Annotated in this window: 21 protein-coding genes; 6 read left to right on the top strand and 15 right to left on the bottom strand. The window is 67.7% G+C overall.

From position 1 onward, the window contains the following. Positions 1 to 51 precede the first annotated feature (51 nt). The 8 genes from LJ656_RS20790 to LJ656_RS20755 form a co-directional block, all read right to left on the bottom strand. Entirely contained in the window at positions 52 to 1482 is a 1431-nt protein-coding gene (locus LJ656_RS20790) for a sigma-54 dependent transcriptional regulator (protein ID WP_425605979.1), read from the bottom strand. 60 nt (positions 1483 to 1542) lie between these two features. Beyond that, entirely contained in the window at positions 1543 to 2988 is a 1446-nt protein-coding gene (locus tag LJ656_RS20785) for a hypothetical protein (RefSeq protein ID WP_230511248.1), read from the bottom strand. Between the two features lie 93 nt (positions 2989 to 3081). Further along, entirely contained in the window at positions 3082 to 3900 is an 819-nt protein-coding gene (locus LJ656_RS20780; protein WP_230511247.1) for a peptidase C39, read from the bottom strand. Between the two features lie 7 nt (positions 3901 to 3907). Beyond that, on the bottom strand, positions 3908 to 4621 hold the full coding sequence (locus LJ656_RS20775) for a C39 family peptidase (RefSeq protein ID WP_230511246.1): 714 nt from the start codon (positions 4619 to 4621) through the stop codon (positions 3908 to 3910). Between the two features lie 106 nt (positions 4622 to 4727). Then, positions 4728 to 6122 carry an autotransporter outer membrane beta-barrel domain-containing protein gene (locus tag LJ656_RS20770; RefSeq protein ID WP_230511245.1) on the bottom strand — a complete coding sequence of 465 codons (1395 nt, stop codon included), beginning with the start codon at positions 6120 to 6122 and terminating at the stop codon, positions 4728 to 4730. 25 nt (positions 6123 to 6147) lie between these two features. Continuing rightward, positions 6148 to 6861 (bottom strand): hypothetical protein, encoded by a 714-nt coding sequence (locus LJ656_RS20765; protein ID WP_230511244.1) that lies wholly within the window; start codon positions 6859 to 6861, stop codon positions 6148 to 6150. Further along, positions 6858 to 7418: a hypothetical protein gene (locus tag LJ656_RS20760; protein WP_230511243.1), complete on the bottom strand. Its 561-nt coding sequence runs from the start codon at positions 7416 to 7418 to the stop codon at positions 6858 to 6860. The genes LJ656_RS20765 and LJ656_RS20760 overlap by 4 nt, the downstream gene beginning before the upstream one ends. 181 nt (positions 7419 to 7599) lie before the next feature. Next, complete coding sequence (locus tag LJ656_RS20755) at positions 7600 to 8073, bottom strand: hypothetical protein (protein ID WP_230511242.1); 474 nt, start codon at positions 8071 to 8073, stop codon at positions 7600 to 7602. A gap of 532 nt (positions 8074 to 8605) precedes the next feature. Between LJ656_RS20755 and LJ656_RS20750 the strand changes: the two genes are divergently transcribed. After that, a complete protein-coding gene (locus LJ656_RS20750; protein WP_230511241.1) occupies positions 8606 to 10000 on the top strand; it encodes a sigma-54 dependent transcriptional regulator in 1395 nt (464 codons plus the stop codon). Positions 10001 to 10341: 341 nt separating this feature from the next. Further along, complete coding sequence (locus tag LJ656_RS20745; RefSeq protein ID WP_230511240.1) at positions 10342 to 11313, top strand: thymidylate synthase; 972 nt, start codon at positions 10342 to 10344, stop codon at positions 11311 to 11313. A 215-nt stretch (positions 11314 to 11528) separates the two neighbouring features. Here LJ656_RS20745 and LJ656_RS20740 read toward each other — a convergent pair whose 3' ends face one another. Both LJ656_RS20740 and LJ656_RS20735 read right to left on the bottom strand, forming a co-directional pair. Further along, entirely contained in the window at positions 11529 to 14060 is a 2532-nt protein-coding gene (locus tag LJ656_RS20740; protein ID WP_230511239.1) for a DUF6600 domain-containing protein, read from the bottom strand. Between the two features lie 224 nt (positions 14061 to 14284). Then, positions 14285 to 14998: an ArsR/SmtB family transcription factor gene (locus tag LJ656_RS20735; protein ID WP_230511238.1), complete on the bottom strand. Its 714-nt coding sequence runs from the start codon at positions 14996 to 14998 to the stop codon at positions 14285 to 14287. A gap of 175 nt (positions 14999 to 15173) precedes the next feature. Here LJ656_RS20735 and LJ656_RS20730 point away from each other — a divergent pair, with 175 nt between their 5' ends. After that, positions 15174 to 15314: a hypothetical protein gene (locus LJ656_RS20730; protein WP_230511237.1), complete on the top strand. Its 141-nt coding sequence runs from the start codon at positions 15174 to 15176 to the stop codon at positions 15312 to 15314. Positions 15315 to 15398: 84 nt separating this feature from the next. Then, positions 15399 to 15905 carry an acyl-CoA thioesterase gene (locus LJ656_RS20725; protein ID WP_230511236.1) on the top strand — a complete coding sequence of 169 codons (507 nt, stop codon included), beginning with the start codon at positions 15399 to 15401 and terminating at the stop codon, positions 15903 to 15905. 79 nt (positions 15906 to 15984) lie between these two features. Here the strand turns inward: LJ656_RS20725 and fumC are convergent, their stop codons facing one another. From fumC to LJ656_RS20700, 5 genes are all read right to left on the bottom strand, one after another. Continuing rightward, complete coding sequence (fumC, locus tag LJ656_RS20720; RefSeq protein ID WP_230511235.1) at positions 15985 to 17385, bottom strand: class II fumarate hydratase; 1401 nt, start codon at positions 17383 to 17385, stop codon at positions 15985 to 15987. Between the two features lie 27 nt (positions 17386 to 17412). Next, positions 17413 to 19134, bottom strand: coding sequence for a phospholipase D family protein (locus tag LJ656_RS20715; RefSeq protein WP_268998703.1), 1722 nt, complete (start codon positions 19132 to 19134; stop codon positions 17413 to 17415). 377 nt (positions 19135 to 19511) lie between these two features. Next, entirely contained in the window at positions 19512 to 20471 is a 960-nt protein-coding gene (gene panS, locus LJ656_RS20710) for a ketopantoate/pantoate/pantothenate transporter PanS (RefSeq protein WP_230511233.1), read from the bottom strand. Between the two features lie 250 nt (positions 20472 to 20721). After that, positions 20722 to 22134 carry an MATE family efflux transporter gene (locus LJ656_RS20705; protein ID WP_230511232.1) on the bottom strand — a complete coding sequence of 471 codons (1413 nt, stop codon included), beginning with the start codon at positions 22132 to 22134 and terminating at the stop codon, positions 20722 to 20724. 344 nt (positions 22135 to 22478) lie between these two features. Beyond that, complete coding sequence (locus LJ656_RS20700; protein WP_075301915.1) at positions 22479 to 22697, bottom strand: RNA-binding S4 domain-containing protein; 219 nt, start codon at positions 22695 to 22697, stop codon at positions 22479 to 22481. A gap of 335 nt (positions 22698 to 23032) precedes the next feature. Here LJ656_RS20700 and LJ656_RS20695 point away from each other — a divergent pair, with 335 nt between their 5' ends. Both LJ656_RS20695 and LJ656_RS20690 read left to right on the top strand, forming a co-directional pair. Continuing rightward, complete coding sequence (locus LJ656_RS20695) at positions 23033 to 23536, top strand: hypothetical protein (protein WP_230511231.1); 504 nt, start codon at positions 23033 to 23035, stop codon at positions 23534 to 23536. A 90-nt stretch (positions 23537 to 23626) separates the two neighbouring features. Further along, positions 23627 to 23890: a hypothetical protein gene (locus tag LJ656_RS20690; RefSeq protein ID WP_230511230.1), complete on the top strand. Its 264-nt coding sequence runs from the start codon at positions 23627 to 23629 to the stop codon at positions 23888 to 23890. Positions 23891 to 24036 lie beyond the last annotated feature (146 nt).

The following is a 24036-nucleotide window of genomic DNA, read 5'->3' as shown; positions in this document are numbered from 1 at the left end:
TAATCGAACGATTCTACCCGACGCGCCCGCGCGCACCGGCGCGCGCGCCGCTCACCGCTGCGCCGGCTCGTTCGCAGCCAACGGCCCTTTCTCTTCCGCGCCAGCGAGTTCGCGCAGCCCATGCACGCCCATCAGCCGGTACAGCGTGACGCGCGAAATATTCAGATCGGCCGCCGCCTCGGTCAGCCGGTGCCGGTGCCGCAACAGCGCCGCCTCGATCGCGCGCTTCTCGGCGGCCTCGCGCGCCTGGGTCAGCGTCATGCTCTGCTGCTCCGTGTAGCCCGCGAGATCGAGGTCCTCCGCCGAGATCAGCTTGTTCTCGGCCATCACGATCGCGCGGCGCACCCGGTTGATCAGTTCGCGCACGTTGCCGGGCCAGCCGTAGTTGTAAAGCGCCTCGATCGCCGACGGCGTGAAGCCGCGAATCTTGCGCGCGTTGTCGGCCTTGAACTTGTGCAGGATGTGATACGCAAGGATTTCGATGTCCTTGCCGCGCGTGCGCAGCGGCGGTTCGTCGACGCGCAGCACGCACAGCCGGTGGAACAGGTCCGCGCGGAACTGGCCGTCGCGCATCGCGCCTTCGAGATCGACGTGGGTCGCCGAGATGATCCGCACGTCGACCGGGATCGATTCACGCCCGCCGAGCCGCTCGATCTTGCCCTCCTGCAAAAAGCGCAGCAGGCTCGCTTGGCTCTCCAGCGGCAGATCGCCGATTTCGTCGAGAAACAGCGTGCCGCCGTCGGCCGCTTCGACCCGGCCGATCTTGCGCTGGTTCGCGCCGGTGAACGCGCCGCGCTCGTAGCCGAACAGTTCGGATTGCAGAAGGTGATGCGGAATCGCGCCGCAGTTGATCGCCATGAACGGCGCTTTGCGGCGCGGCGAGCGCTCGTGAATCGCCAGCGCGGTGAGCTCCTTGCCGGTGCCCGATTCGCCGGAGATGAACACGCTCGCATCGGTGTTGGCGACCTTGCGGATCGTGCGAAACAGCTGCTGCATCGCCTCGCAGGTGCCGACCATTTCCTCGTCGCCCGCTTCGCTCGCGGGCGGCGGCAGTTCCGGGTCGCACAGCGTGACCATGCCGAACGCGTGGCCGGCCAGATAGTCGATCGTCGCGTGCGCGGCCGGCAGCTTCACGAAGTCGAAGCAGTAGTGACGCACGAGCCGGCGCACCAGCGGATCGTTCAGCCGTTCGTTGCTCGCCAGCGCGATCCAGCCGACCTGCTGCTGGCGCAGGCTCAGTTCGAGTCCGCCGATCTCGCGCGGCGCGAAGCTCGCCAGATCGACGATGCCCGCGCATGCCTGATCGGGCTTCACGAGCCGCCCGAGTTCGTGCGCGGAGCGCGCGGCCGCAACCTGCCAGCCGCGGCTTCGCAGATGCGCGAGCAGGGTTTCGTCGGGCGTGCGCGCGACGTACAGCAGCACACGTTCGGCGCCGCGCTCGCGCGGCACCGCGAGCGACAGATGCGATCCCGCGGACGCCACCGCGGCCACACTGGTTAGATGAGGTGATTCACGCACGTTCGGCCTCGCATCGTTGGCACGTCAGAAGGTGTACGGAAAGCGCACGCCGACCACGAAGTTCGGCGCGTCGGGGGTGAGCCCGATCGACACCGCGCCGTTGATCGTCAGGTGCTTGTTCACCACGTGGTTCAAGCCAAAATTCATCGCGGCGGCGGTGGTCTCGCTGCCCGGCACCTTCGTGTAGGAGCCGCCCGGCGCGCGCGTCTTCGACGCGGGTTCGAGCGCCATCGTGAACGCGATGCTGGCCGAATCCTTGTCGGAGAACGCCAGCGCGACGCCGCCGCCGAACTGCACAATGTCGCCGAGCTTGACCGTCGCCGGCTCGACCTGCCCCTGCACCGACGAGATGTCGGCGAACGAGCGCGCGAGGTTGTAGGTGTACGACACACTGCCGAACAGCACGACCGGGTCGTAGGTCTTCAGCACCGACAGCCCCGCGGTGATGTTCCAGAAACCGGTGCCGGTCGGCAGCCTGGTGGGCGCGACGAGGTTGGTGTTGTCGGCGTCGATCTGCACGACCTTCTGGCCGAACGGCGAGGTGCCGGTCGGCGCCTTCACGCGCAGGCTGCCGACGATGTCCGGCATGCTGTTGGTCTCGCGCACGAACTGGTAGTAGACGCCGAAGTTCACGTCGCCGAGATCGTGGCTCGACACCGTCGCGTCCGACAGCGAGCTCGCCGCGCCGCCCGCGCCGCCGACGATGAAGTTGCTGCGCCGGTAGATGTACGGCACGTCGACGTCGACGCTGATGCGGTCGGTCAGGCCGTAGCGTGTGTCGAGGTCGGCCATCACCTGGTGCGACTTGGTCTGGCCGAGGTTGATGTTGCCGAGAAAGATCGCGTCGAGCGCGAGGAAGCCCGACAACTGCAACTGGCGACGGTCGTAGTAGGTGTCGCTGATGCCGAAGTCCATCGTCAGCTTGTGGTCGAACAGCGGCGCGTGTTCGCGCTGCACGACCGCCTGCTCGGCCTGGGTGCGTACCGGCTCGGCCGCGCGCTGGGTCTGGCCGACCGCGCCGCTGCCGTCGGTGGCGGGCGGCAGGCCGCCGGCCGTGCTGCTGCTGTCGGGCGCCGGCGGATTGACCGGCACGCCGGTCGCGGTGCCGGTGCTGCCGGCCGGCGCGGGCGCCCCCGGCGTGATCTGCGCGAGCGGCGGCAGCGGCACCGGCAACCCGTCCGCGCCGGGCTGTTCGGCGAGCGCGGCGCTGCCCGCGCCCGCAGCCGCGCCCGCGCCGGGCAGGCCGCGGCCGCGTTGCGACATCTCGAGCTGGGTGAGCTGCCGTTCGAGCGAGTGAATCTGCCGCTGCTGCTCGTCCACCACGCGCATCAGCGTATTCAAACGGTCTTCCAGCGACTGGTTGGCGAGCGCTTGCGCGCTCGCCGGTTGCGAAGGGGCCCACAGCATCGCGGCGGCCGGAATGGCCGCCAACGCCAGCCTTGGCGCCCTGGTCAGTGACACGTTTTTCATCTTGTAATCCCCCGGTGTTCCGGCCACGCGCTTCCCTCGCGCGGCCGTATCTTTGCTGCTGGTGCTGCAGTACGCGGGTGGCGGCCCGCGGTTTCACCTCCTGTTCTGCAATGCCTGTAGTACGCCGAGCTGACGGAGCATCGAGGCCGACATCTGCTGCGTTTGCAGATGCAGTTGCAGGGCGTTGGCGACTTGCTGGTTATTGCCTGCAATCTGCAGCAACTGGGCGATCTGCCCGTTGGCCGGCGCGATGGTCTGGGTGGCGAGCCCAGCCGGTGTTTGCAGCGTGACGTTCACGCCGTTGCTGCCGAACGAGATGCCGGCTTTCACCGAGCCGGTCGAATTGCTGGCCGACGCCGCCGGCGCATTGGCCGAAGCCGCGAGCGTGACCGCGTTGTTGTTGAAATCGATCAGCGCCGAGTTGACGCCGCTATTGCGGTCGCCCGCGACCTGGGTGACTTGCGACACGCCGTTCACGCTGACGCTCTGGCCGCCGCTCACGTACGCATCCGGATTGGCGCCCCAATCCGCCGCGCGGCCGCCGCGGCCGTGCGTGTCGCCGGTCACGCTGGCGGACGTTCCGATCGAACTGACGAGCTGCCCGCGCGCGTTCTGCGTCGCGCTGAGAGTGCCCTGCGCGAGCGCGCTCACGCCGTTGGGCAGGCGCCACTGCGAAATGACGTTCAGCACGAAGCCGGAGATCATCGTGGCGCCGGCGTACTTGCCGGTCTGGGCCGCGAGCACGTCGTCGCCGACGAGCTGCACGGTGAGCGGCGCGGCGCCGGCCGCGCGCGGTATCGACAGGTCGGGCGCCGCCGGCGCGGCGCCTCCTTCCGACGCCAGGGCGCTGCCGCCGGTGCCGCACGCGACGGCACAGAGCACTACCCCAAGCTGTTTCAGGTGTGACTTCATGACGGGATCAGAACATGTCTGCCTTGTTCAAGCCGTACTCGAAAAAGGGAGTCGCGGCGGTGCCGGCTGCCAGCGCAGCGGCGCGCAGCTTCAGCGCGAGCGACTCGTTGTCCTGCAACAGCGGTGAATCCTCCCTGAACGGTTTGCCGAGGACCGCGAACACCAGACCGTTCCAGGTCTTCGCGAAGTCCTCTTCGAGCACGATGCGATTGCCGAGCGCCGGGTCCGCGATGAACACGCGGCCGTCCTGCGCATGCTTGACGATCACGAAATGCTCGTACCCGTCGATGTTCATCAGAACCATCACGGGAATCTGCAGGTGGTGGAGCGCGTCGAGGGTGACGCGAAAGCCGCGGCCGCGCAGGCCGATGGTCTCGACGAAGTTCTTCATGTCGAGCATCGAGAAGCCGTTTTTCTCGACCACTTCGGGCTTCGAGAACACCATCATCCGGCGAATCAGTTCGGTCTCCGGAATATCGATGTCATAGCCGTACTTGAGGAGGGTGGCGAGCGCCGCCGCGCCGCAGCTGTAGTCGAACTGCTGATTGACGATATGGCGGTAGCGCAGATCGCGCATCGAGCGGATCGGCTTATGTAGCGGCACGCCGACGAGCGTGGACGTGTCGATGCTCGACTGTGCGGCGGCCTGGTCCGCGCACAGCACGCAGCCTGCCAGCGCTACGGCGAACGGTAGCGCCGGGAACCCCTTCAACCCGGTCATGCTGGTCTCCTGCCCGAAAACGCCGGCAGCTTCTGCGGCTGCCGGCGGGTCCTCCCGACTGCTTTTAAGGCTTCTTCTGCTGTGCTGCGGTTGCTGCTGCTCCGGCTTAGTGGCCGCTGTTCAGCGCGGCGATCGCCAGACCGTTGTGCTGCAGGTTGCCCGCGCCGCCGGCGATGTTCACGCCGATGTTGCCGGATGCGCCGTGCAGGCTGTCGGCGCCGAGCATCGCGGTGCCCTGGAACTGCCCGCGCACCGTCATGGTTGAGGTTTGCGAGTTGTCATCCGTGGCGACCATCGCGGTGGTCATCGCGCGGCCCGGCGAGGTCGTCGTCACCGCGCCGGCAAGGCTGTTGTTCTGCACGTTGCCGATACCGGCCGCGACGTTCACGCCGACGTTGCCCGTCACCCCCGACAGCGAGCCGTTGCCGACCGACGCGTTGAGGTTGAAGTTGTTGATGCGGGCATTGCCGCCGGACGACTGCACGTTGAAGTCCTGCGCGTTGCCGAACACGTTGCCGATATCGACCGACGCAAGCGACACGTCGTTGCTCTGCGCGTTGCTGATGCCTTCGGCGATGTTCACGCCGAGATTGCCCGACACGTTGTTGGCCGCGTTGGCGCCGGTGGTCGCGGTCAGCGTGGCGGCCTGCTGGGTATCGATGTGCTGGGTGACCGAGCCGCGGGTCGTCACGTCGGTGGTCGCCATGCTGGCGTCGACGCCCCACGCGGCGCCGTATGCGTCGCTCGACGACGAGCGGCTGCGCGAATAGCTGGACGACTGCGCGCCGAGCGCCGCGTAGCCCGAGCCTTCGCTCGCGGTGTAGCCCCATGCGCGGCCCTGGCCGGATGCTTCGCTCGCTTCGAAGCCGCCGGCGACGCCCGACGAGTTCGAGTAGCCCGACTCGCGATAGCCGGCCTGCAGACTGCCGCTTTCGCGGAACGAGCCGTTGCCGTGCGAGTACGTGTTGTGGCCGTTGCTGTAGCTATAGCTGCCGCCGATCGAGCCGCCCGCCGAGATCTGGCCGCCGGAGTTATGGCTGGTGTGCGAGAAGCCGCCTTCGATGCCGGCCGCCTGCTGGCTCGTCTGATAGCCGCCGCCGCTCACCGTGGCGCTCTGGCTGCCGTAGCGGTAGCCGCCCGACGCCTGCATGCCCTGCGCGTTCGAGCTCGAGCTCGAGTGGCTTTGCGTCGTGAACGCGTAGGCGGCGCCGCTGCCGCGCACCGAGCTGCGGTTGTTGTTGATCGTGGTGGTCACGGTGCCGGTCGTGTAGGTTTGCGCCTGCGGATCGAGCGACGCGTTCACGTTGACCGACTGGGTGTTGTTGATCACCGCGCCTGCCGTGCTCGACACGTGCACGCAGCCATACAGCCCGACCAGTCCTTCCACGCCGACCGTCTCGCCGACCGCGGTGCCGTTGAACAGCCAGGCTTTCTGCGGTGCGGCAAACGCGCTGCCGGATGCGGCAACGAGAACGGCTGCTGCAATAAGAGTGCGCTTCATGATTCGCTCCGATACTCAAGTGTGGTCAGTTAAAAAAAGTGCCCGCCGGGGGACGGAGCACAAAACTGTTCGCCGTGGCATTACCGGCGCCGGCCGCCTGGTTGATCTGCACGACTCCGCTCGCGTTGCGAAAGGCCTGACTGGAAATGCTCGCCTCGCGCGCGCGTTGAGAATCGTGGGACTGCCCCAGACTCCCGCTTCTCGCGGCCGTTGCGGATAGCTCCCCATCCGCGACGGTCTCGACTCCGAGCGCCGCAGTCCCGATGACGGTGCTGTTGCGCTGCAGATTTCCTGCTCCGGCCGACTGGTTCACGAGAACCGCGCCGGAGGTATTCGAAAACGCGTTGGCTTCGATCGACGCCTGCGCGCGCGGCACCTGCGCGGCCACCGGTGCGCTTTGCACGCTCGCGTTGGCGTTGCCGATTGGCGTGCCGTTGGTGATCGTGATCTGGTTGGCCTGGACGTTGTCGAGGCCGGCCGTTTCGTTGACCGTGAACGCGCCGGTCACGCCGGCGCCCGCGCCGGTGCCGATCGTCGCGGTCGCGGGCACGACGGGGACGACTGGGACGACTGGGAGCGACTGCGCGGCGGCATCGCTCGCGGCGAGCGTCGCCGCGAGTGTCGCGGCGCCGACCCACAGGCCGAAGCTCGCGCACACGCCGGCGCGCAGCCAGCGTGCGGCGCGCGCTGCGCTGACGGGCTGCGGCCCGCCGGGGAGACGGGCGGCGCGCGGCTTCATTTCAAACCTCCGAGCGTGCCGCCGAGCACGTTGGACAACGGCGCGAGCGCGCCCGTGACCGACGAGCTGATGGTGCCGCCGATGCCCGTCGCCGGGCCGCCGATCGCGCCCGAGTTCAACGGGACCGTGCTGCCGGTCGCGCGGCCGCTGAGGATTTGCGCGACCGCCTGCATGCCGGTACCGCCGAGCACGCCGCCGCTCGCGACGCCGCTGGACCCGTGCGCATTCGTCAGATCGGTGTCGCCCACGAGGGTGGCGATCGCCGGATTGAACGAGTTGGCCGGGAAAGTGGTGGCGCGTACCGCGACCGGGTCCTGGTCGCGCGGCACGGGGACGAAGGCGTCGCGCGGCGTGACGCTGCGCTCGACGATGATGTCGCCCGGATTGACGAGCTGTTCGGCGCGCGCATCGCTGGCGCAGCACGCGAGGAAGAGGGCGGTGACGAGCGCCGCGGCGGCGATGCTGCCCGCCGGGGCGATATACGCGCGGGGCGGTGCGCCGCGCAGCGACGCCGTCGCGAGCCATGAGGCGAGCGGCGTCCGAAAGGTGGTAGTCATGTCCCGGTCCTTCCTCTTCTGTCTTGCATCCCGCCGGTCCGCGCGGGTTGCCTCGCCCGTGCGGCCGGTCCTGCGTTGCTGGTCTTCAGTTACTTTTCGTGCTGCGGGTACGGGTCTGAAGCAGTTGCTGGGTGTTTCGCGTTGCTTGCGAGCGACACGCGCATCGGCGGCGAACGACCGGCTATTTGCGCTGGTAAGTCGCGACGTTGCCCTGGGCCGCGCGCGCGGCATCGAGCGGGACCGGTAGCGGCGACGGCGGCGCGATCTCGTCCCACAACGTCACCTGATTGCCGCTGCCGTGCCGCAGTTGCGGCGTCGCGGCGACCATCACCATGCCGACCGCGCCGCCGCGTTGGCGCGACAGCACCTGGTCGTCGAGCGAAATATCGTTCACCGTTGCAGCATCGACGGCCGGGCTCGGCGTCAGGGCGGCGAGCAGACTTGTGTCGTCGGTGGCGGCGACTGGAGCGGACGGCAGGTTGCTGGAGGCGACGCCCACGCTCTCGCCGCTATCGGCCAGCGTGGCGGATTGGGCCTGCGTGCCCGGTGTGCTCTGCGCGCCGACGGCGGCCGGCCAGGCGCTCGAGATGAGCGCCGCGCAAATCGCAACATATGAGGCCCGTCTGAGCGGATCGATGCGCAATGCGAGTCGCATGATGTGTCTCCCTTGTGCCGGGCATTTAGCGAAACCCGTGCCATCGCTCGCAATGCTTTGATACGTCGGGATAGGGGATACATAAGGCGACGTAATGTGTCGCGAATTGCGAAAAAATGTTTCAGCGTTGAAACGGTGAGCAGAAAATACCTATAATTCGTTAATCGCCGAGGTACTAAGTACCTTCGCGGAAGGCGGTAAAAGCGTCTGCCATTCTTTTATTTGTCGGCTGAATAAATGTAAATCGCCCGCCAGGCCTTGATGGGCAAGGGGTCCCCGATTAAATTCGCATAATTGTTTTCGAAGCGGCGCACGTATAGTAAGCTCTCGAAAACAGCATCAGATTTAAAAAAGCACCATAACAAGCCGTCTCAAACACACACACGCCGCTTTCTGGGGATCAGCTGTCCGCACGGAATGGAATGGCCGTTCGGTTTGCGCGCATAGCGACGCCGAATGGGTCAGCGTGTCTGAACCACAGTTTCAGGTGCATGCGTCGTCCTAAACGTTCGTTGACGAGAGGATCTGAATAATGGAACCCGCAACGCGGCAACTGATTTACGTTTCCCGCGATCCGAGCGCGGAGTTGAATACGCGTTTTTTGCAGCGCGGCTGGCATGTCGAAGTCGTCGGATCCGCGCGCGATGCACGTCGCGCGGTCCGCACCGGCATGGCGGCGGGCGGTCTGCTCGACCTTTCCAGCGATTTCCAGCCGCATGAGATCGCCGCTTTCGAATCCTGTCTGACCATGCCGAACGTCGGCTGGGTCGCGGCCACGGCGCCCGGCCAGTTGCAGGACGCGGCGTTGCGCCGGCTGGTTCGCGACTACTGCTTCGATTACGTGACGGTGCCCTCTACGGGCGATCGCATCGTCGATTCCGTCGGCCACGCGTACGGAATGATCTCGCTCGGCGACACCGCGTCGAACGACGGCTCGCAGGGTGCCGAGGGCGAGATGGTCGGCTCGTGCGACGCGATGCTCGCGCTGTTCCGCTCGATCCGCAAGGTCGCGATGACCGACGCGCCGGTGTTCATCTCCGGCGAATCGGGCACCGGCAAGGAGCTCACCGCGGTCGCGATTCATGAACGCTCGGCGCGTCGTAACGCGCCGTTCGTGCCGATCAACTGCGGCGCGATTCCGCCGCATCTTCTGCAATCCGAACTGTTCGGCTACGAGCGCGGCGCGTTCACCGGCGCGAATCAGCGCAAGATCGGCCGCGTCGAAGCGGCCAACGGCGGCACGCTGTTTCTCGACGAAATCGGCGATCTGCCGCTCGAAAGTCAGGCGAGCCTGCTGCGCTTTTTGCAGGAACGCAAAGTCGAGCGGCTCGGCGGCCATACCGCGATCGACGTCGACGTGCGGATCATCTCGGCGACTCACGTCGACATGACCGCGGCGATGATCGAAGGGCGCTTTCGCTCCGATCTGTATCACCGGCTGTGCGTGCTGCAGATCGACGAGCCGCCGCTGCGCGCGCGCGGCAAGGACATCGAGCTGCTCGCGCGGCACATGCTCGAACGCTTCAAGAAGGATGCGAGCCGCCGGCTGCGCGGCTTCGCGCCCGATGCGATCGCGGCGCTGCATAACTACGGCTGGCCCGGCAACGTGCGCGAGCTGATCAACCGGGTACGGCGCGCGATCGTGATGTCGGAAGGACGCGCGATCACCGCGCGCGATCTCGAACTTGCCGAATACGTCGAGATCGTGCCGGTGTCGCTCGCGCAGGCACGCGAGGCGGCCGAGCGACAGGCGATCGAACTCGCGCTGCTGCGCCATCGCGGGCGTCTCGGCGACGCGGCGCAGGAACTCGGGATTTCGCGGGTCACGCTGTACCGGCTGCTGTGCTCGCATGGGATGCGTCATATGGAAGGCGAGCCGATGGCCGCGCCGCATGGCGATTTGCCGGCTTCGGTGCAGCATCTTTGACGCAGTTCGCTGGCGGCGCGCCACGGCGATGCGCGTCGGTGGGTGAGCTGGGCCGCTGACGGTGGCCGCTGGCTGGCGGGACGTCGCCGGGCGCTGTCGTGCTTGCTTCGTCTGCCTGTTCTGCGCCGCTTCGTGCGGCGCTTGCCTTCTCTCCCCGTTGCACGTCCCCGCCATTTTCAGCGCGTTACGCCATCTCCGGGCGTGCTCCGGTCGCGCTTGTTAGAATCCGGTTTTTGCCCAATCAGGCGGTGCATTTCAAGTCCGCTCGCGAGTCCGATGTGCCAGTCGGATTCGCCAGTGGGATTCGCCAGTTCGATGTGCGCCGCGCCGAAGGAACCCGCATGAAACAATACCTGGACCTCGTCCGCACGATTCTCGACACCGGCACGTGGCAGGAAAACCGTACCGGCATCCGCACCATCAGCATGCCCGGCGCGATGCTGCGCTTCGACTTGCAGCAAGGTTTTCCGGCGGTGACGACGAAGAAGCTCGCGTTCAAGTCGGCGATCGGCGAACTGGTCGGGTTTCTGCGCGCGTCGCGCAGCGCCGCGGATTTTCGCGCGCTCGGCTGCAAGGTGTGGGACGGCAACGCGAACCAGAACGAGCAGTGGCTCGCCAATCCGTATCGCGAAGGCCCCGACGATCTCGGCGACGTGTATGGCGTGCAATGGCGTCGATGGCCAGCGTACAAGGTGCTGGACGCCGGCGCGAGCGCGCAGCTCGCCGATGCGCAGGCGCGCGGTTTTCGTGTCATCACCCAATTCGACGAAGACGGCCGCTCCAAGGTGCTGCTTTACAAGGCGATCGATCAGCTGCGCCAGTGCCTCGACACCATCATGCAGAACCCCGCCGACCGGCGGATTCTGTTTCACGCGTGGAACCCGGCGGTGCTCGACCAGATCGCGCTGCCGGCGTGTCATCTGCTGTACCAGTTCCTGCCGAACGTCGCGCGCCGCGAGATTTCGTTGTGCCTGTATATCCGCAGTAACGACGTCGGGCTCGGTACGCCGTTCAATCTGACCGAAGGCGCGGCGCTGCTGCATCTGGTCGGCCGCCTGACCGGCTATACGCCGCGCTGGTTCAGCTATTTCATCGGCGATGCGCACATCTACGAGAACCAGCTCGACATGCTGCAGCAGCAGCTCACGCGCGAGCCCTACGAGAGCCCGCAACTGGCGATTTCGGAGCGCGTGCCCGAGTACGCGAAGACCGGCGTGTACGAACCGCAGTGGCTGGAGAAGATCGAGCCGGCGGATTTCTCGCTGGTCGGCTACCGGCATCACGAGCCGTTGACAGCGCCGATGGCGATTTGATTACGGTTGACGGCTGACAGCAGGCGGTTGCGCTTGCGGTGCTGAAGTGAAAACCCCCGTGAGGTTTGGGCCTCACGGGGGTTTTTGTTGGTGGGCGGGGTTGGGCGGTTGCCGTTGTGCTGGCGATGGCCACGGCGGTGGCGGCGGTGGTCGCGCTAGCGCAAGCGTCGGGATTATCCGGGGCAGGGCTGGACCGGTGGCGGCGCCTGGCGCACTTACCCCCTATGGCGTTCGTCGTGGTTGCCGCCGCCTTGATGCTGCTCGGCGCGTTGTGGTTGTTGCTGCGGTTGCGGGCGCGGCTGCTGGACCTGCTGGGGCCGAGGTTCAGGGCGCGGCTGCTGCATCTGCGGACGCGGTTCAGGACGCGCTTGTTGCATCGGTTGCGGCCGCGGCTCGAAGCGCGGTTGCTGCGCTTGCTGGAACTGAGGCTCCGGCCGCGGCTGCGGCGCCGGCTGCGGACGCGGTTCGAAGCGCGGTTGCTGCGCTTGTTGGACCTGCGGTTCCGGCCGAGGCTGCGGTACTTGCCGCGCACGCGGTTCGAAGCGCGGCGGCTGACCCTGCTGGCTTTGCGGCTCCGCCCGCAGCTGCTGCGCCTGCAACTGCGCTTGTTGCTGCGCCGGCTCCATGCGAGGCGGCTGTTGCGCAGACGGCATCGCCTGCGGGTGTCCGTCCGGCTGTCTAGCCTGCTGCTGCGCGGCGGGATTCTGCGGCGGATGCGGCACACCGGCCTGCTGCGCGAAGCCCGGCTGTCCCGCGCGCGGCTGACCGCCAGGCGGCTCGCCGCGCTGCGCCTGCTGTTCCATCGGCGTATGCGACTGCGTCCACGCCGGCTGCGAGCGGCCGACCGCGCCCCATACCTGCGGCGCATTGTGCTGCTGCGGGTATCCGCTCGCACCCGGATGCGCGCCGCCTGCCTGCGGCGGTCGCGGCACTCCGTTCGACGTGGGCGCGATCTGACTGAATTGACCGGCTTGACCGTTCACCCCCGGCGTCCTGGGCATCTCCGCCGCACCCGCCGCACCCGCCGCCATCCCCGCCGGCCGTCCGGGCACATGCGACTGCACGACCCGCACGTTCGCAACCGGCGGCGCACCACGCGCACCCGCCATCTCAGGCACCCCCGGCACACCGCCCCTATGAGCGGGCACCGAGGTCCTCACGACCGGCTGGCCGCCGCCCGGCACCTGTCCGCCGCGTTGCGCGAACCGCTGCGCGAGTTCGTCATGATAGGCGGCCGGCAGCGCGGGATTGCGCGTCGCGACCACCGGCCGAGCGGCGACGTTCGCCGGCGGCCGGTAGTTCGCGCGTCGCAGATCCGCGCCGAAGCTTTCCCGCACCGGCGCGATCCCCGGTGCGCCCGGGTTGATCCGCGCGTGGTGCCATTGACGCGGATCGACCTTCTGCGCGAAGCGTCCGGCCGGCTGGCCGTGCACGAACGCGGTCGCCGGCATCGCGGTCAGGCCGCCCGGCGCGCGGTAGTTCACGTAGGTGTTGTGGATGTGCACGTCGCGGTGATAGTCGTTGACGAGCGCCGGGCGGTTCACCCGGTCGTAGTAGCCGCGACTCCAGTGCGCGCGGCCGCCCCAGTGCGGGTGCCACGGCTCGCCCGGTCCGAGCGGGAACCACGCGACGCCGGCCGCGACCGCGCCGCCGAGCGCCAGATTCACGCCCCAGTCGACGCCGCCGTCGCCATCGCCGTCGCCGACGAACCCGACGAGCGCCGGCGCGTACACCGGCGCCGCGCCGGCTGCGAGCGGGCCGGGCACCCACGCCCAGCTTTCGTCGAACGACACCCAGCGGCCGTAGTGGTACGGCGCGAAACCCCACGGCTGGTCGTCGACCCAGGTCCAGCCCCACGGTGCCTGCCAGACCCAGTGGCCGTCGCGATACGGCGCCCAGCCGGCCGGCGTCGCGCGCGGCGTCCACACCGCGCCGTACTGCGGGGTCTCGCGCCACGTGCCGTTGGCGTCGAGATCCTGGTAGCCGGGGATCTCGCGCGACACGTAGCGGGCCGACACCGAGCGCTCTTCGCTCGCGTCGCGCGCGGCGGCCCACTGGTCGAGCTCGTCGGGGCCGGGCGCGCGGGCGTCGGACAACTGTTGCAGGCTGGTGCCGGTGAAGCGGATCTGCTGGCCCGCCGCGACCGGCACCTGGCCGCCGTCGCCATAGGCGAGCGCGCTGCCGCTGCGCACCGTCACGGTGGTGCTGCTGCCGTCGGGTGCGACGTCGACCCGGTAGTCGCCGGGGCCGTTCAGGCCGAGCGCGAGGTTCGGCGTGTCGATTTCATACGACGAGCCCGGCGCGAGTTCGCGCACGCGGGTCGACAGCGTGCCTTGCGCGACTTTCAGTTGCGCGCTGGTGTCGTCGAGATTGAGCACGGCCAGGCTGGTGTTCTCGCCCAGGCGCACCGCGGTCGAGCCGATGTGCAGTTCGGAGCGCGCGTTCTGGTCGTTCCAGAGTTGGTCGCCGGTCGTCAGCGGCCGGTTGATCTGCGCGTAGGACCAATCGCTCGCACCGGCGGGCTCGGTGGTCACGGTGCCAGCCATGTAGTTAAGGCGCGCGATCCGTCCCGGCGGATCGCTGTCCGGCGAGGCGGCGAGCGTGGCCGTGGACGGCGGGGCGGACGGCGCTTCCTGGGCGAAGCCGCGTTGCGAGGCGAGCCCGACGACGGCGGCCGCGATCAGCGTATAGCCGGCAAGCTGGTGTGAAATTCGAGGCTTATTGTGGGGTGGGGCGAGCGGTGTCATGACGGGTCTCCGGCGGATGCGGCGAGCCGCCGAATCCTCGCTTCACTGTAGCCGCCGCCTGTGTTTCAAGGCGTCCACTTTTGTAAGGTGGCGTCGCCCCCGGTAACAAAAGGTCTCGGGCACGGCAGGGCGGTAGCCGGCCGTCATCCGCGCGAGCAAGGGAAGCGGTTGCGGCTCCACGGATCGGCGCATCCGATGCTTCGCGGGCCTAAACGTTGGAACGCCTAGCCCGCCAGAAACGCATCGAATTGCTGCTGCCCCGCCGGCGTGACGCGCAGCACCCGCGGCCGCGCGGTCCGCTCGACCCAGCCATGCGCCGACCACGCATCGAGCAGCGCGGCGCCGAGCGCGCCGCCCAGGTGCGGGCGACGCACGCTCCAGTCGGGGCACGTGCACGCGAAGCGGCGCCGGCGGCTGTGTTGCGTGGACAGATCGATGCCCCACGCGGCGAAGCGTTCGGCGCCCTGCGCGGTGGCGTCGAGCGATGCGCCGTGCAGCGTCAGCAGCCGTTGTTCGAGCATCCGTTCGTAGAGCCGCACCGACAGCTCTCCGGCCATATGGTCATAGCAGGTGCGCGCGTAGCGCATTTCCAGCGGCACCGTGCGCGCGGGGCGCGGCGCGGTCCGCTGCGGCGCGCTGACCTGCGCGACGTTGGCGAGCGCCTCGATCGACGCGGCGATCTCCGCCGATGCGATGCGGAAATAGCGATGCCGCCCACGCACTTCGAGCGCGAGCAGGCCGCCGTCGGTGAGCCGCGCGAGGTGCGCGCTCGCCGCCGACGGCGACAGTCCCGCGATCATCGTCAGTTCGCCGGCGGGGCGGGTGCTGCCGTCCATCAGCGCCCACAGCATCGCGGCGCGGCTCGGGTCGGCGAGTAACGCGCCGATTCGACTCAGGCCGGGGAAGTGGTTGTGGTCGTCCGCGAGCGGAGTGGTCATTGGGGGCTCCTGAAGCGGTGAAGGCATGCTGGCACTGTACCCGCACGGCGGATTCGACGTTTCAGGCTGGCGTGAACGATCGAATCCGGCGGATTCGAACGACCGCCCGCGTTGCGCAGTCACCGCCCCCCGCCAGGCTAGAATCAAAATCTGTCTTTTGCAGGAACATGTCGTGATGAAAACGCTTCTGACCGTCGCCGCGGCGGTTCTGCTGTTCAGCGCCTGCGCCCAGGGCGGGGCCGGTTCGGGCTCGGCCGGCAGCGGCCACATCGAGATGTACGGCACGATCGACCAGGGCATCAGCTTCCGCAACTAGCGCCCGGAACTGGGACCGCGCCGCCCGCAATATTGCGCTCGTATAATCGCCTCCTTTCAATGCATCCGCTTGACCGGAGCCAAGATGAGCACTCTGCCCACAATACCGCTGGACCGTTCGGAAACCACCTTCCGCTTTCTTGCCGAGCCGACCTCGGTCAATTTCGGCGGCAAGGTGCACGGCGGCGCGCTGATGAAGTGGATCGACGAGACCGCCTACGCGTGCGCGGCGGTCTGGTCGGGGCGCTATTGCGTGACGGTCAGCGTCGGCAACATCCGCTTCCGGCGGCCGATCCTCGTCGGCAATCTGGTCGAACTGCGCGCGCGGGTCGTCGCGACCGGGCGCACCAGCATGCATATCCACGTGTCGGTGCAGGCGGGCGATCCGAAGGGCGGCGAGCTGCTGCAGACCACCGACTGCCTGGTCGTGATGGTCGCCGTCAACGAGAACGGCCATCCGGTTCCGGTGCCCGCGTTCGTGCCGCAGACCGACGAGCAGAAGCGCCTTGCCAGGTACGCGATGGACGTGAAGGAAGCGCTCGACGCGATCGTCGAGCTGAAGCCGGAAGAAGTCGCGCAGGGGAAAATCTGAAGCGCGGCGGGCGGCGCGCCAACTGCCACGCCGCCCACCTGCTAGCCATCCGCAAGCTACCGCGCCGGCGCCGCGCGCGTCATCCGGCGCCGCGTCCCACCATATCCTTGGGCCGCACCCACTCGTCGAACTGCTGTTCGGTCACGTAACCGAGCGCGAGCGCGGCCGCCTTCAGCGTGGTGCCTTCCTTGTGCGCCTTCTTCGCGATCTGCGCGGCCTTGTCGTAGCCGATGTGCGGATTGAGCGCGGTCACCAGCATCAGCGATTCGTTCAGCAGCGTATCGATGCGCTCGCGATTCGGCTCGATCCCGACCGCGCAGTTGTCGTTGAAGCTCTGCGCGCCGTCGGCGAGCAGCCGCACTGACTGCAGCACGTTGTGCGCGATCATCGGACGAAACACGTTCAGCTCGAAGTTGCCGCTCGCGCCGCCGATATTCACCGCGACGTCGTTGCCGAACACCTGCGCGCACAGCATCGTCAGCGCTTCCGATTGAGTCGGATTAACCTTGCCCGGCATGATCGAGCTGCCCGGTTCGTTCTCCGGTATCGACAGCTCGCCCAGGCCGCAGCGCGGCCCGCTGGCGAGCCAGCGCACGTCGTTGGCGATTTTGTTCAGGCTCGCGGCGACGGTCTTCAGCGCGCCGTGCGCGAACACCAGCGCATCGGCGGCCGCCATCACCTCGAACTTGTTCGGCGCCGACACGAACGGCAGACCGGTCAGCTTGCCGATCGCGGCCGCGACCGCGTCGGCGAACTTCGGATGCGCGTTCAGGCCCGTGCCGACCGCGGTGCCGCCCTGCGCGAGTTCGTACAGATGCGGCAGCGCCGACTCGACGTGGCGGATCCCGTGTTCGAGCTGCGCGACGTAGCCGGAAAACTCCTGGCCGAGCGTGAGCGGCGTCGCGTCCTGCAGGTGCGTGCGGCCGATCTTGACGATGTCCGCGAACGCCTTCGCCTTGCCGTCGAGCGTATCGCGCAGCGTCTTCAGCGCGGGCAGCAGATGCTTGACGATCGCATCGGCGGCGGCCACGTGCATCGCGGTCGGAAACACGTCGTTCGACGACTGGCCGCGGTTCACGTCGTCGTTCGGATGGACCTTGCGAGCCTCGCCGCGCTCGCCGCCGAGCAACTCGCTCGCGCGGTTCGCGATCACCTCGTTCAGGTTCATGTTGGTCTGCGTGCCCGAGCCGGTCTGCCAGACCGCGAGCGGGAATTCGCCGGGGTGCTTGCCGGCGATGATCTCGTCGGCCGCCTGCATGATCGCGCGGGCCTTCTGCTCGTCGAGCACGCCCAGACCCAGGTTGACCTCGGCGGCCGCGCGCTTGACCACGGCCAGCGCGGTGATCAGTTCGGGCGACTGCTTCTCGGTCGAAATCTTGAAGTTCTGCAGCGAGCGCTGGGTTTGCGCGCCCCACAGGCGAGCGTTCGGCACCGCGATTTCGCCGAAGGTGTCGCGTTCCATCCGTACGTCTTCAGTCATGTTTCGCTCCGCTTCTCATAGTTCCGCTCATAGTTCCGAGTTGACAGGCAATAACGAGAATAGACCCGTTAGCGCGTTCCGGTAAAAACCCGCCTGCGGATCGAAGATATAGGTGCGCTTCTCGCCGTTTTCGACGTCCGTCCACACGAGCGGCGACAGCGGCGCGCCGATCGAGCGCAGATACGCGAGCTGGTCCGCATCGGCGAGCGTCACGCGATAGCTCTGGCCGGGTTCGATCGCGCGAGCGAAAATCTGCGCGACCTGTTGCGCGAGTTGCGGGCTGTGGATCACCAGCGCGAGTTCGGTGTTCAGATTCGCCGAGCGCGGGTCGAGATTCATCGAGCCGATCACCAGGATCTGCTGGTCGATCACGTAGGTCTTCGCATGCAGGCTCGCGCGCGATCGCGAGCCGGCGACGCCCACGGGCGGCGTCTCCTGGTTCGGCTTGAACTCGTACAGCTCGACGCCCGCTTTCAGCAGTGGCACCCGGAACGGGCTGTAGCCGGCCTGCACGGCGACCGCGTCGGTGGCGGCCAGAGAGTTGGTCAGTACTGCGATCCGGACGCCGCGCTGCGTGAGTTCGCTCGTCGCCTGCACGCCCGCGTCGTGCGGCACGAAGTACGGCGACACGATCAGAAAGTCGTGGCGCGCGTCGCGCAGCAACTCGCGCAGCCGCTGCATCGGCGGACTCACGTAATCGGGCGACGGCTGTTCGATTTTCTCCGGCCGGTCCACCTTGAACTCGGCGCTTGCCCACGTGAGGCCGAGCTGTTCGCCGGCGATCTGGGCGGCGAGCGGGGTCGCGTTCAACGGTTTCGCGTTGTACGGGTCGGCATTGGTGCGCCAGTGCTGGCGCAGATCGTCACGGGTCTGGTCGAGTTCGTGCGCGTCGAACTTCTGCTTGTTCAGCACGCTCAGCGGATAGGCGAGGCCGCTGTTCCAGTAGTCGTCGAAACTGGCCGACACGTCGGCGACGATCGGGCCCGCCGCCAGCACGTCGAGGTCGCGGAACTGCAGCGTTTCGCTCGCGCTGAAATATTCGTCGCCGAGATTGCGGCCGCCGACGATCGCCAGCTGGTTGTCCGCGATCATCGCCTTGTTGTGCATGCGCCGCGTGAAGTGGCCGATCTGCGTGAACAGGTTGGCGGTGCGCTCGAACATTCCTTCCTGCGCGCTGCCGAACGGATTGAACACGCGGATTTCGATGTTGTCGTGCGTATTCAGGCCGGCCATCAGGCGGTCGATGTCCTTGAAGTTCAGATCGTCGACCAGCATCCGCACCCGCACACCGTGATCGGCCGCGTACAGCGCCGCGCCGAGCAGCAGCTTGCCGGTGGTGTCCTCGTTGGCGATGTAGTACTGCATGTCGAGGGTTTTGGTCGCCGCGCGCGCGAGTGCGATGCGCATCTGCAGCGCGTCGGTGCCGCTCGCCAGCACGCGAAAGCCCGATTGTTGCGGATGCTTCGCTTCGAGCGGCGCGAGCGCGGCGCGCAGCGGCGTGTCGGTGGTGGCGGGCAGCGCCTGGCTGACGGGACGCTGGTACGCGGTCGCGGGCGGGCGCGTCGCGCAGGCGGTCAAAAATGCCGCAGTGCAGAGTAGCAGGAAAATTTGTCTCGTTGTGCTGAATATCGGCTGGCGGCGCAGCGCGCGCCTTTGCTGTTCGAATTGCCCCTGCACGCTGTTTTCCCCTTGTTTTACACGCTTTTCGTGGCGGCGCGATGGCCAGGTCCACGCGTTCGAGAAAGCCATTCTAAGGGGGAATTGGGGCGCGTGTTGAGCGCGTGTCGGGGGTTATCCGGCGCTGCTAACGAAGGTGGGCGCGCGGCTCACCCGGCGAGCGGTCGCGCTGTGAGGGTTGCCGCGCGCAGTGCGGACGCGGTGGGTGGGCGGTTGCCGACGCGGTGGCGATCTGTACGCCGCCTCCCCGGGGTATCCGCGGTAGGGAGGCGGTCCCTTGTGGGCTACTGCTGGCCCGAGCGAACGCTGGCGCGTTTGTCTTGGAGGATGCGGCGGGGCACTGCGACCGGGTGTGAGAAACGGCGCCAGCCCCGCTTGCGTTTGTCACGCACGTTCGACAGCAGCGCCGGTGCACCGCCGTCGAGAGCCCTTTCCGGCGGCCAGCTTGATCAGCCGCGTTCTGCTCCGAACAGACGCTTGCCGTCCGCGTGCGTCGAACCTTTCGCGGGACGTCCTGCCCAGTAGCCCGCGAGCAGCGAGCCGGACAGGTTGTGCCAGACCGAGAACAGCGCGCCCGGCAGCGCCGCGAGCGGCGTGAAGTACAGCTTGCCCAGGGTCGCCGCGAGGCCGGAGTTCTGCATCCCGACTTCGATCGCGAGCGTGCGGCAGATGGCTTCGTCGAAGCCGAGCAGACGGCCGCCCCAGTAGCCGCCGAGCAGGCCGATGCCGTTGTGCAGCACCACGCCGAGCATCACCACGAGGCCGACCGACGCGATGCTCTTTTGCGTGCTGCCGACCACCGCGCCGATGATCAGCAGGATCGCGACCATCGACACCAGCGGCAGGATCGGCTCGATCTTGCGCACCAGCTTGCCGAACAGATGATTGACGACGAGGCCGACGACGATCGGCAGCGCGACGATCTGGAGGATGCTCATCAGCATGCCGTGCACGTCGACGGCGATCGACGCGTCGACGTACAGACGCGTGAGCAGCGGCGTCGCGAACACGCCGACCAGCGTCGACAGCGCGCTGATCGTCACCGACAGCGCGACGTCGCCGCGCGCCAGATAGATCATCACGTTCGACGCTGTGCCGCTCGCGACGCTGCCGACCAGCACCATGCCGGCGGTCAGATCGGGCGGCATGCGCAGCGCCTTGGCGATCACCCACGCGGCGAGCGGCATCACGAGGTAGTGCAGCACGATGCCGGCGATCACCGGCGCCGGGCGCGTGAACACGCGCATGAAGTCGGACGCGGACAGCGTGACGCCCATCGCCAGCATGATGATCGTCAGCAGCGTGGTGACGTGCGGCGCGATGCCGGAGAACGAGGCCGGCGAGAAATACGCGGCGGCTGAAACGAGCACGGCCCAGAGCGGGAACAAGCGGGTGACGCGGGCAAGCATGGGGGTGGTCCTTGGTTATGTTTTATAGCGAGAAAGAGGCATGACGGTGGCCCGGCACGGCGCTTGGCCGCGCTTGCGCCGGGCCGGGGCCGCAGCGGGTGGCAAGGCGGCGGATTGACCGGCGCGCGGCGCCGGGCACGGATCGAGGCCCGCATGCCCGGGCGCGATTTTACCTTTTGCAGGGAATGCTTCAGGAGTAGGGCTTTACCTGCCTGCCCGCCCGTCGATCTACTTCGTGCCAGCCTGCCGCTCAAACGGAGTGAGCCGGCGGCGCATCGGCCGCGGGCGGCGCCCGGTGCAGGCTCAGCTTGTGAAAGCGCAGCGTCATCAGCACCGCGACGCTCGCGAGGCCGGCCGCAAGACCCCACCACAAGCCGCGCGCGCCGAGCCCGAAATGAAACGCGAGCGTATAGCCGGTCGGAAAGCCGATCACCCAGTAGCCGAACGCGGCGGCGATCATCGGCACCCGCACGTCTTTCAGCCCGCGCAGACAGCCCGAACCGACCGTCTGCATGCCATCGACGATCTGGAAAATCGCCGCGACGCCGAGCAGCGAACTGGCGAGCGCGACCGTCGATGCATTGGCCGGATCGTCCAGATGCAGATACAGCCCGACGATCCAGTGCGGCGCGGCGATCAGCACGAGCCCCGACAGCGTCATGAAGCCGACCCCTAGCGCGAGCGCGACGAAGCCCGCGTGACGCGCGGCGAGCGGCTGGCCGGCGCCGGCCCAGTAACCGACCCGCACGTTGGCGGCCTGACCGATCGACAGCGGCACCATGAACGCGACCGACGCGACGTTCAGGGCGATCTGATGCGCGGCCAGCTGCGACTCGCCGAGCAGGCCGACCATCAGACCGGTGGCGAGAAACAGCGTCGACTCGACGCCGTAGGTGATCGCGACCGGCCAGCCGATGCCGAACAGTTCGCCCATCAGCGGCAGCTTCGGCCGCGCCACGACGACGAAGTGTTTGAAGCGCGGCCGCAGGTGCAGCAGCGCCATCAGCACCAGCGCGGTCAGCCACACGGTGATCGTGGTCGCCGCCGCCGAGCCGAGAAAGCCGAGCCGCGGCAGACCCCACGCGCCGTGGATCAGGCCGTAGTTCAGGAAACCGTTCACGCCGACGCTCGCGATCGACACCCACAGCAGCCGCCGCGCCGCGCCGATCGCCGGCAGGAACGAGCGCATCAGGCCGACCCCGATCAGGCTCGCGGGCGCGGCCCAGCGCAGCACTTCCGCGTATTTGCCGACGTTGTGCGACAACAGGCCCGGTTCGCCAAAGGCGAGCATGATCTGCGACGCGAACGACAGCAGCACGAACGCCGGCACCGACAGCAGCACCGACAACGCGAAGCCGGTCCAGTAGATATGCGGGACGCGGCCGTCGTCCTGCGCGCCGCGCGCATGCGCGACGGTCACGCTGACCGAGGTCAGCACGCCCTGCAACAGCGTGACGACGACAAAAAACAGGTTCGCGCCGAGGCCCCCGGCGGCGAGCGCGTCGGGGCCGAGCGAGCCGAGCAGGATCGTGTCGGTGACGCTCATCGCCATCTGCGAGAGCTGCGCGATCGCGAGCGGCGCGGCGAGCCGCGCGGTATCGGCAGCGTGGCGGGAAAGAGTCGGCGGCCGGGTGGCCACCCGGGCAAAGCCAGATTGGGTCATGAAACGCCTGGGCGCGGAAAGTGGCGACAGCGCGGGACGAATGCAGCGGGGAGGCGGCGCCGCGCGGTGCGCTGGCGCTCGCGCAGCGTTGGCTGCGCTGCGCAGCGCAGCGGCTAGCGCGGCGGGCGCGGCTCGCGCAGTATGCGGCGCGGCATGCTGCGCGTCGCGGCGGCGCGTCGCCCGGCCGGGTCGCCGCTGTTGCGCGCCGTTGGCGTAATCCGTCGTTCGACTGTCGAAACCGACAGCTTATTGTGTCGCCCGGCCTATGTCGATGGACAACGCACATTTCTGGTGCGCGTGCGAGTCACCGTCAACACGCCGTACGCGCACCGCCCGCGCGCCGCTCAACCCTCGTGTACCGCGATTCGCGTATCGCCGAGCAGCACGACCTGGCCCGCGCGGATCTTGCAGGTTTTACGCGTCTCGACGCGGCCGTCGACCGTCACCGCGCCGTCCGCGACCATCATCTTCGCGGAGCCGCCGCTGTCCGCGAGGCCGGTGATCTTCAGCAGGTTGTGCAGTTCGACGTAATCGCCGGTCAGCGTGAAATTGAGGTTGGGCATGGGGTTTGCACCTTCGGGCAGGGTCGCGATCGGGGTTCGCATCATAAAGCAGGCGACGCGCCGGGTGGCAGGCCCGAGCGGGCTTCGAGCCGGTCGCAAGCAATTGAAAGAAGATGTTATCCAGCTGTCGGAAAGTGAAACGTTCCGTAACGCTGGTCGCCTCGACGAGATTTCACTCTTAAAGTCGGTTCTGCAAGCAAAGCCCGCTGCATTCCGGGATCGCTCCCCGGCAAACATCCAGCGATGCATAGACCGGACGAGACGCGCGGGACAACCCGTCATCGCGACGCCGGACAGTTCGTCCGTGTCAGCATAATTCTAGAGAGGATAAAGCCATGACCCAGATTCGTTCGCTCCTGATCGGTACCGCCCTGACAGCTTTTGCCGCGACCGCCGCGGTCGCGCAGACCGCGCAGCCAGCGGCAGGCCTGGGCGCCCAGACGCAACTGCAGACGCAAGGCGCGGTGAACGCTGCGCCGGCAGCGGCCGCGGGCAGCCAGGGCATGCAGGCCGGCGCGCAAGCGGGGCTCCAGGCGCCTGCCGCGCAAGGCGTCGAGCCGCCGCCGCCGACCCGTCTGACCGCGTCCGGCTCGGCCGACCCGCTGGTTCAGAAGCGCGAGGCCGACGCGAAGGCCAACGCCGAGTATCGTGCGTCGAAAAAGGCGTCGAAGGCAGAACTGAATGCGCAGCAGAAGGCCGCGAAGGATCAGTACAAGGCACAAGTGCGCGGCGCGAAGCTGAACCAGAAGGCCGACAAGCAGAGCGCCAACAACGAAATGAAGATGGACATGCAAGGGCAGGCCAATGCGCAGGCCGATGGCGTCGACGTCAAGCACTAAGTCGACGTGAGGTTGGTGGCGCGTGAGTCTTCGGTCCCCGGGCTCGCGCGGCGCTGATGACGTCAGGTACCGTTTCAGGGAGGTCTCAAAATGAATATCACTCGTTCCACGAAGAATCGTCTTTACGCCGCGTTGCTCGCGACCTGTCTGTCGTCGGCGGTGTTTGCGCAGACATCCGAGCCCGCCGCGGCGCCGGTCACCCACGCGGACAAGAAGGCCGCGAAGGAGCAGTCGAAGGCCGACAAGAAGGCCGCCGTCGCGCAGGCCAAGGCGGACAAGACCAAGACCGACGCGCAGGCCGATGCCGACAAGGCCAACGCCGAAGCGAATCTGAAGGACGCGAAGAAGCAGTAATGCGCGCCGCGCGAACCGGCGGCCGGACGTGCCGGTCGCCGGTCTCGCGCCCACAATCGCGTCGCTTGCTCGCCGCTTTCTCCTCGCTTACTCCCCACTTGATCGCAGGTTAATCGCCGCCTGACGGTCACCCAATCGCCGCTTGA

It is taken from the genome of Paraburkholderia sejongensis, assembly GCF_020880815.1.
Taxonomy (GTDB): domain Bacteria; phylum Pseudomonadota; class Gammaproteobacteria; order Burkholderiales; family Burkholderiaceae; genus Paraburkholderia; species Paraburkholderia sejongensis.
Note: the sequence above shows the minus strand (reverse complement) of the source record. Positions and strands in the feature narration are given on the sequence as shown.

Bases quoted from the DNA above. Each gene is read 5' to 3' on its own strand.
- LJ656_RS20785 (WP_230511248.1), bottom strand. From the start codon at position 2,988: ATGAAAAACGTGTCACTGACCAGGGCGCCAAGGCTGGCGTTGGCGGCC.
- LJ656_RS20780 (WP_230511247.1), bottom strand. From the start codon at position 3,900: ATGAAGTCACACCTGAAACAGCTTGGGGTAGTGCTCTGTGCCGTCGCG.
- LJ656_RS20775 (WP_230511246.1), bottom strand. From the start codon at position 4,621: ATGACCGGGTTGAAGGGGTTCCCGGCGCTACCGTTCGCCGTAGCGCTG.
- LJ656_RS20770 (WP_230511245.1), bottom strand. From the start codon at position 6,122: ATGAAGCGCACTCTTATTGCAGCAGCCGTTCTCGTTGCCGCATCCGGC.
- LJ656_RS20765 (WP_230511244.1), bottom strand. From the start codon at position 6,861: ATGAAGCCGCGCGCCGCCCGTCTCCCCGGCGGGCCGCAGCCCGTCAGC.
- LJ656_RS20760 (WP_230511243.1), bottom strand. From the start codon at position 7,418: ATGACTACCACCTTTCGGACGCCGCTCGCCTCATGGCTCGCGACGGCG.
- LJ656_RS20755 (WP_230511242.1), bottom strand. From the start codon at position 8,073: ATGCGACTCGCATTGCGCATCGATCCGCTCAGACGGGCCTCATATGTT.
- LJ656_RS20750 (WP_230511241.1), top strand. From the start codon at position 8,606: ATGGAACCCGCAACGCGGCAACTGATTTACGTTTCCCGCGATCCGAGC.
- LJ656_RS20745 (WP_230511240.1), top strand. From the start codon at position 10,342: ATGAAACAATACCTGGACCTCGTCCGCACGATTCTCGACACCGGCACG.
- LJ656_RS20740 (WP_230511239.1), bottom strand. From the start codon at position 14,060: ATGACACCGCTCGCCCCACCCCACAATAAGCCTCGAATTTCACACCAG.
- LJ656_RS20735 (WP_230511238.1), bottom strand. From the start codon at position 14,998: ATGACCACTCCGCTCGCGGACGACCACAACCACTTCCCCGGCCTGAGT.
- LJ656_RS20730 (WP_230511237.1), top strand. From the start codon at position 15,174: ATGAAAACGCTTCTGACCGTCGCCGCGGCGGTTCTGCTGTTCAGCGCC.
- LJ656_RS20725 (WP_230511236.1), top strand. From the start codon at position 15,399: ATGAGCACTCTGCCCACAATACCGCTGGACCGTTCGGAAACCACCTTC.
- fumC (WP_230511235.1), bottom strand. From the start codon at position 17,385: ATGACTGAAGACGTACGGATGGAACGCGACACCTTCGGCGAAATCGCG.
- LJ656_RS20715 (WP_268998703.1), bottom strand. From the start codon at position 19,134: ATGGCTTTCTCGAACGCGTGGACCTGGCCATCGCGCCGCCACGAAAAG.
- panS (WP_230511233.1), bottom strand. From the start codon at position 20,471: ATGCTTGCCCGCGTCACCCGCTTGTTCCCGCTCTGGGCCGTGCTCGTT.
- LJ656_RS20705 (WP_230511232.1), bottom strand. From the start codon at position 22,134: ATGACCCAATCTGGCTTTGCCCGGGTGGCCACCCGGCCGCCGACTCTT.
- LJ656_RS20700 (WP_075301915.1), bottom strand. From the start codon at position 22,697: ATGCCCAACCTCAATTTCACGCTGACCGGCGATTACGTCGAACTGCAC.
- LJ656_RS20695 (WP_230511231.1), top strand. From the start codon at position 23,033: ATGACCCAGATTCGTTCGCTCCTGATCGGTACCGCCCTGACAGCTTTT.
- LJ656_RS20690 (WP_230511230.1), top strand. From the start codon at position 23,627: ATGAATATCACTCGTTCCACGAAGAATCGTCTTTACGCCGCGTTGCTC.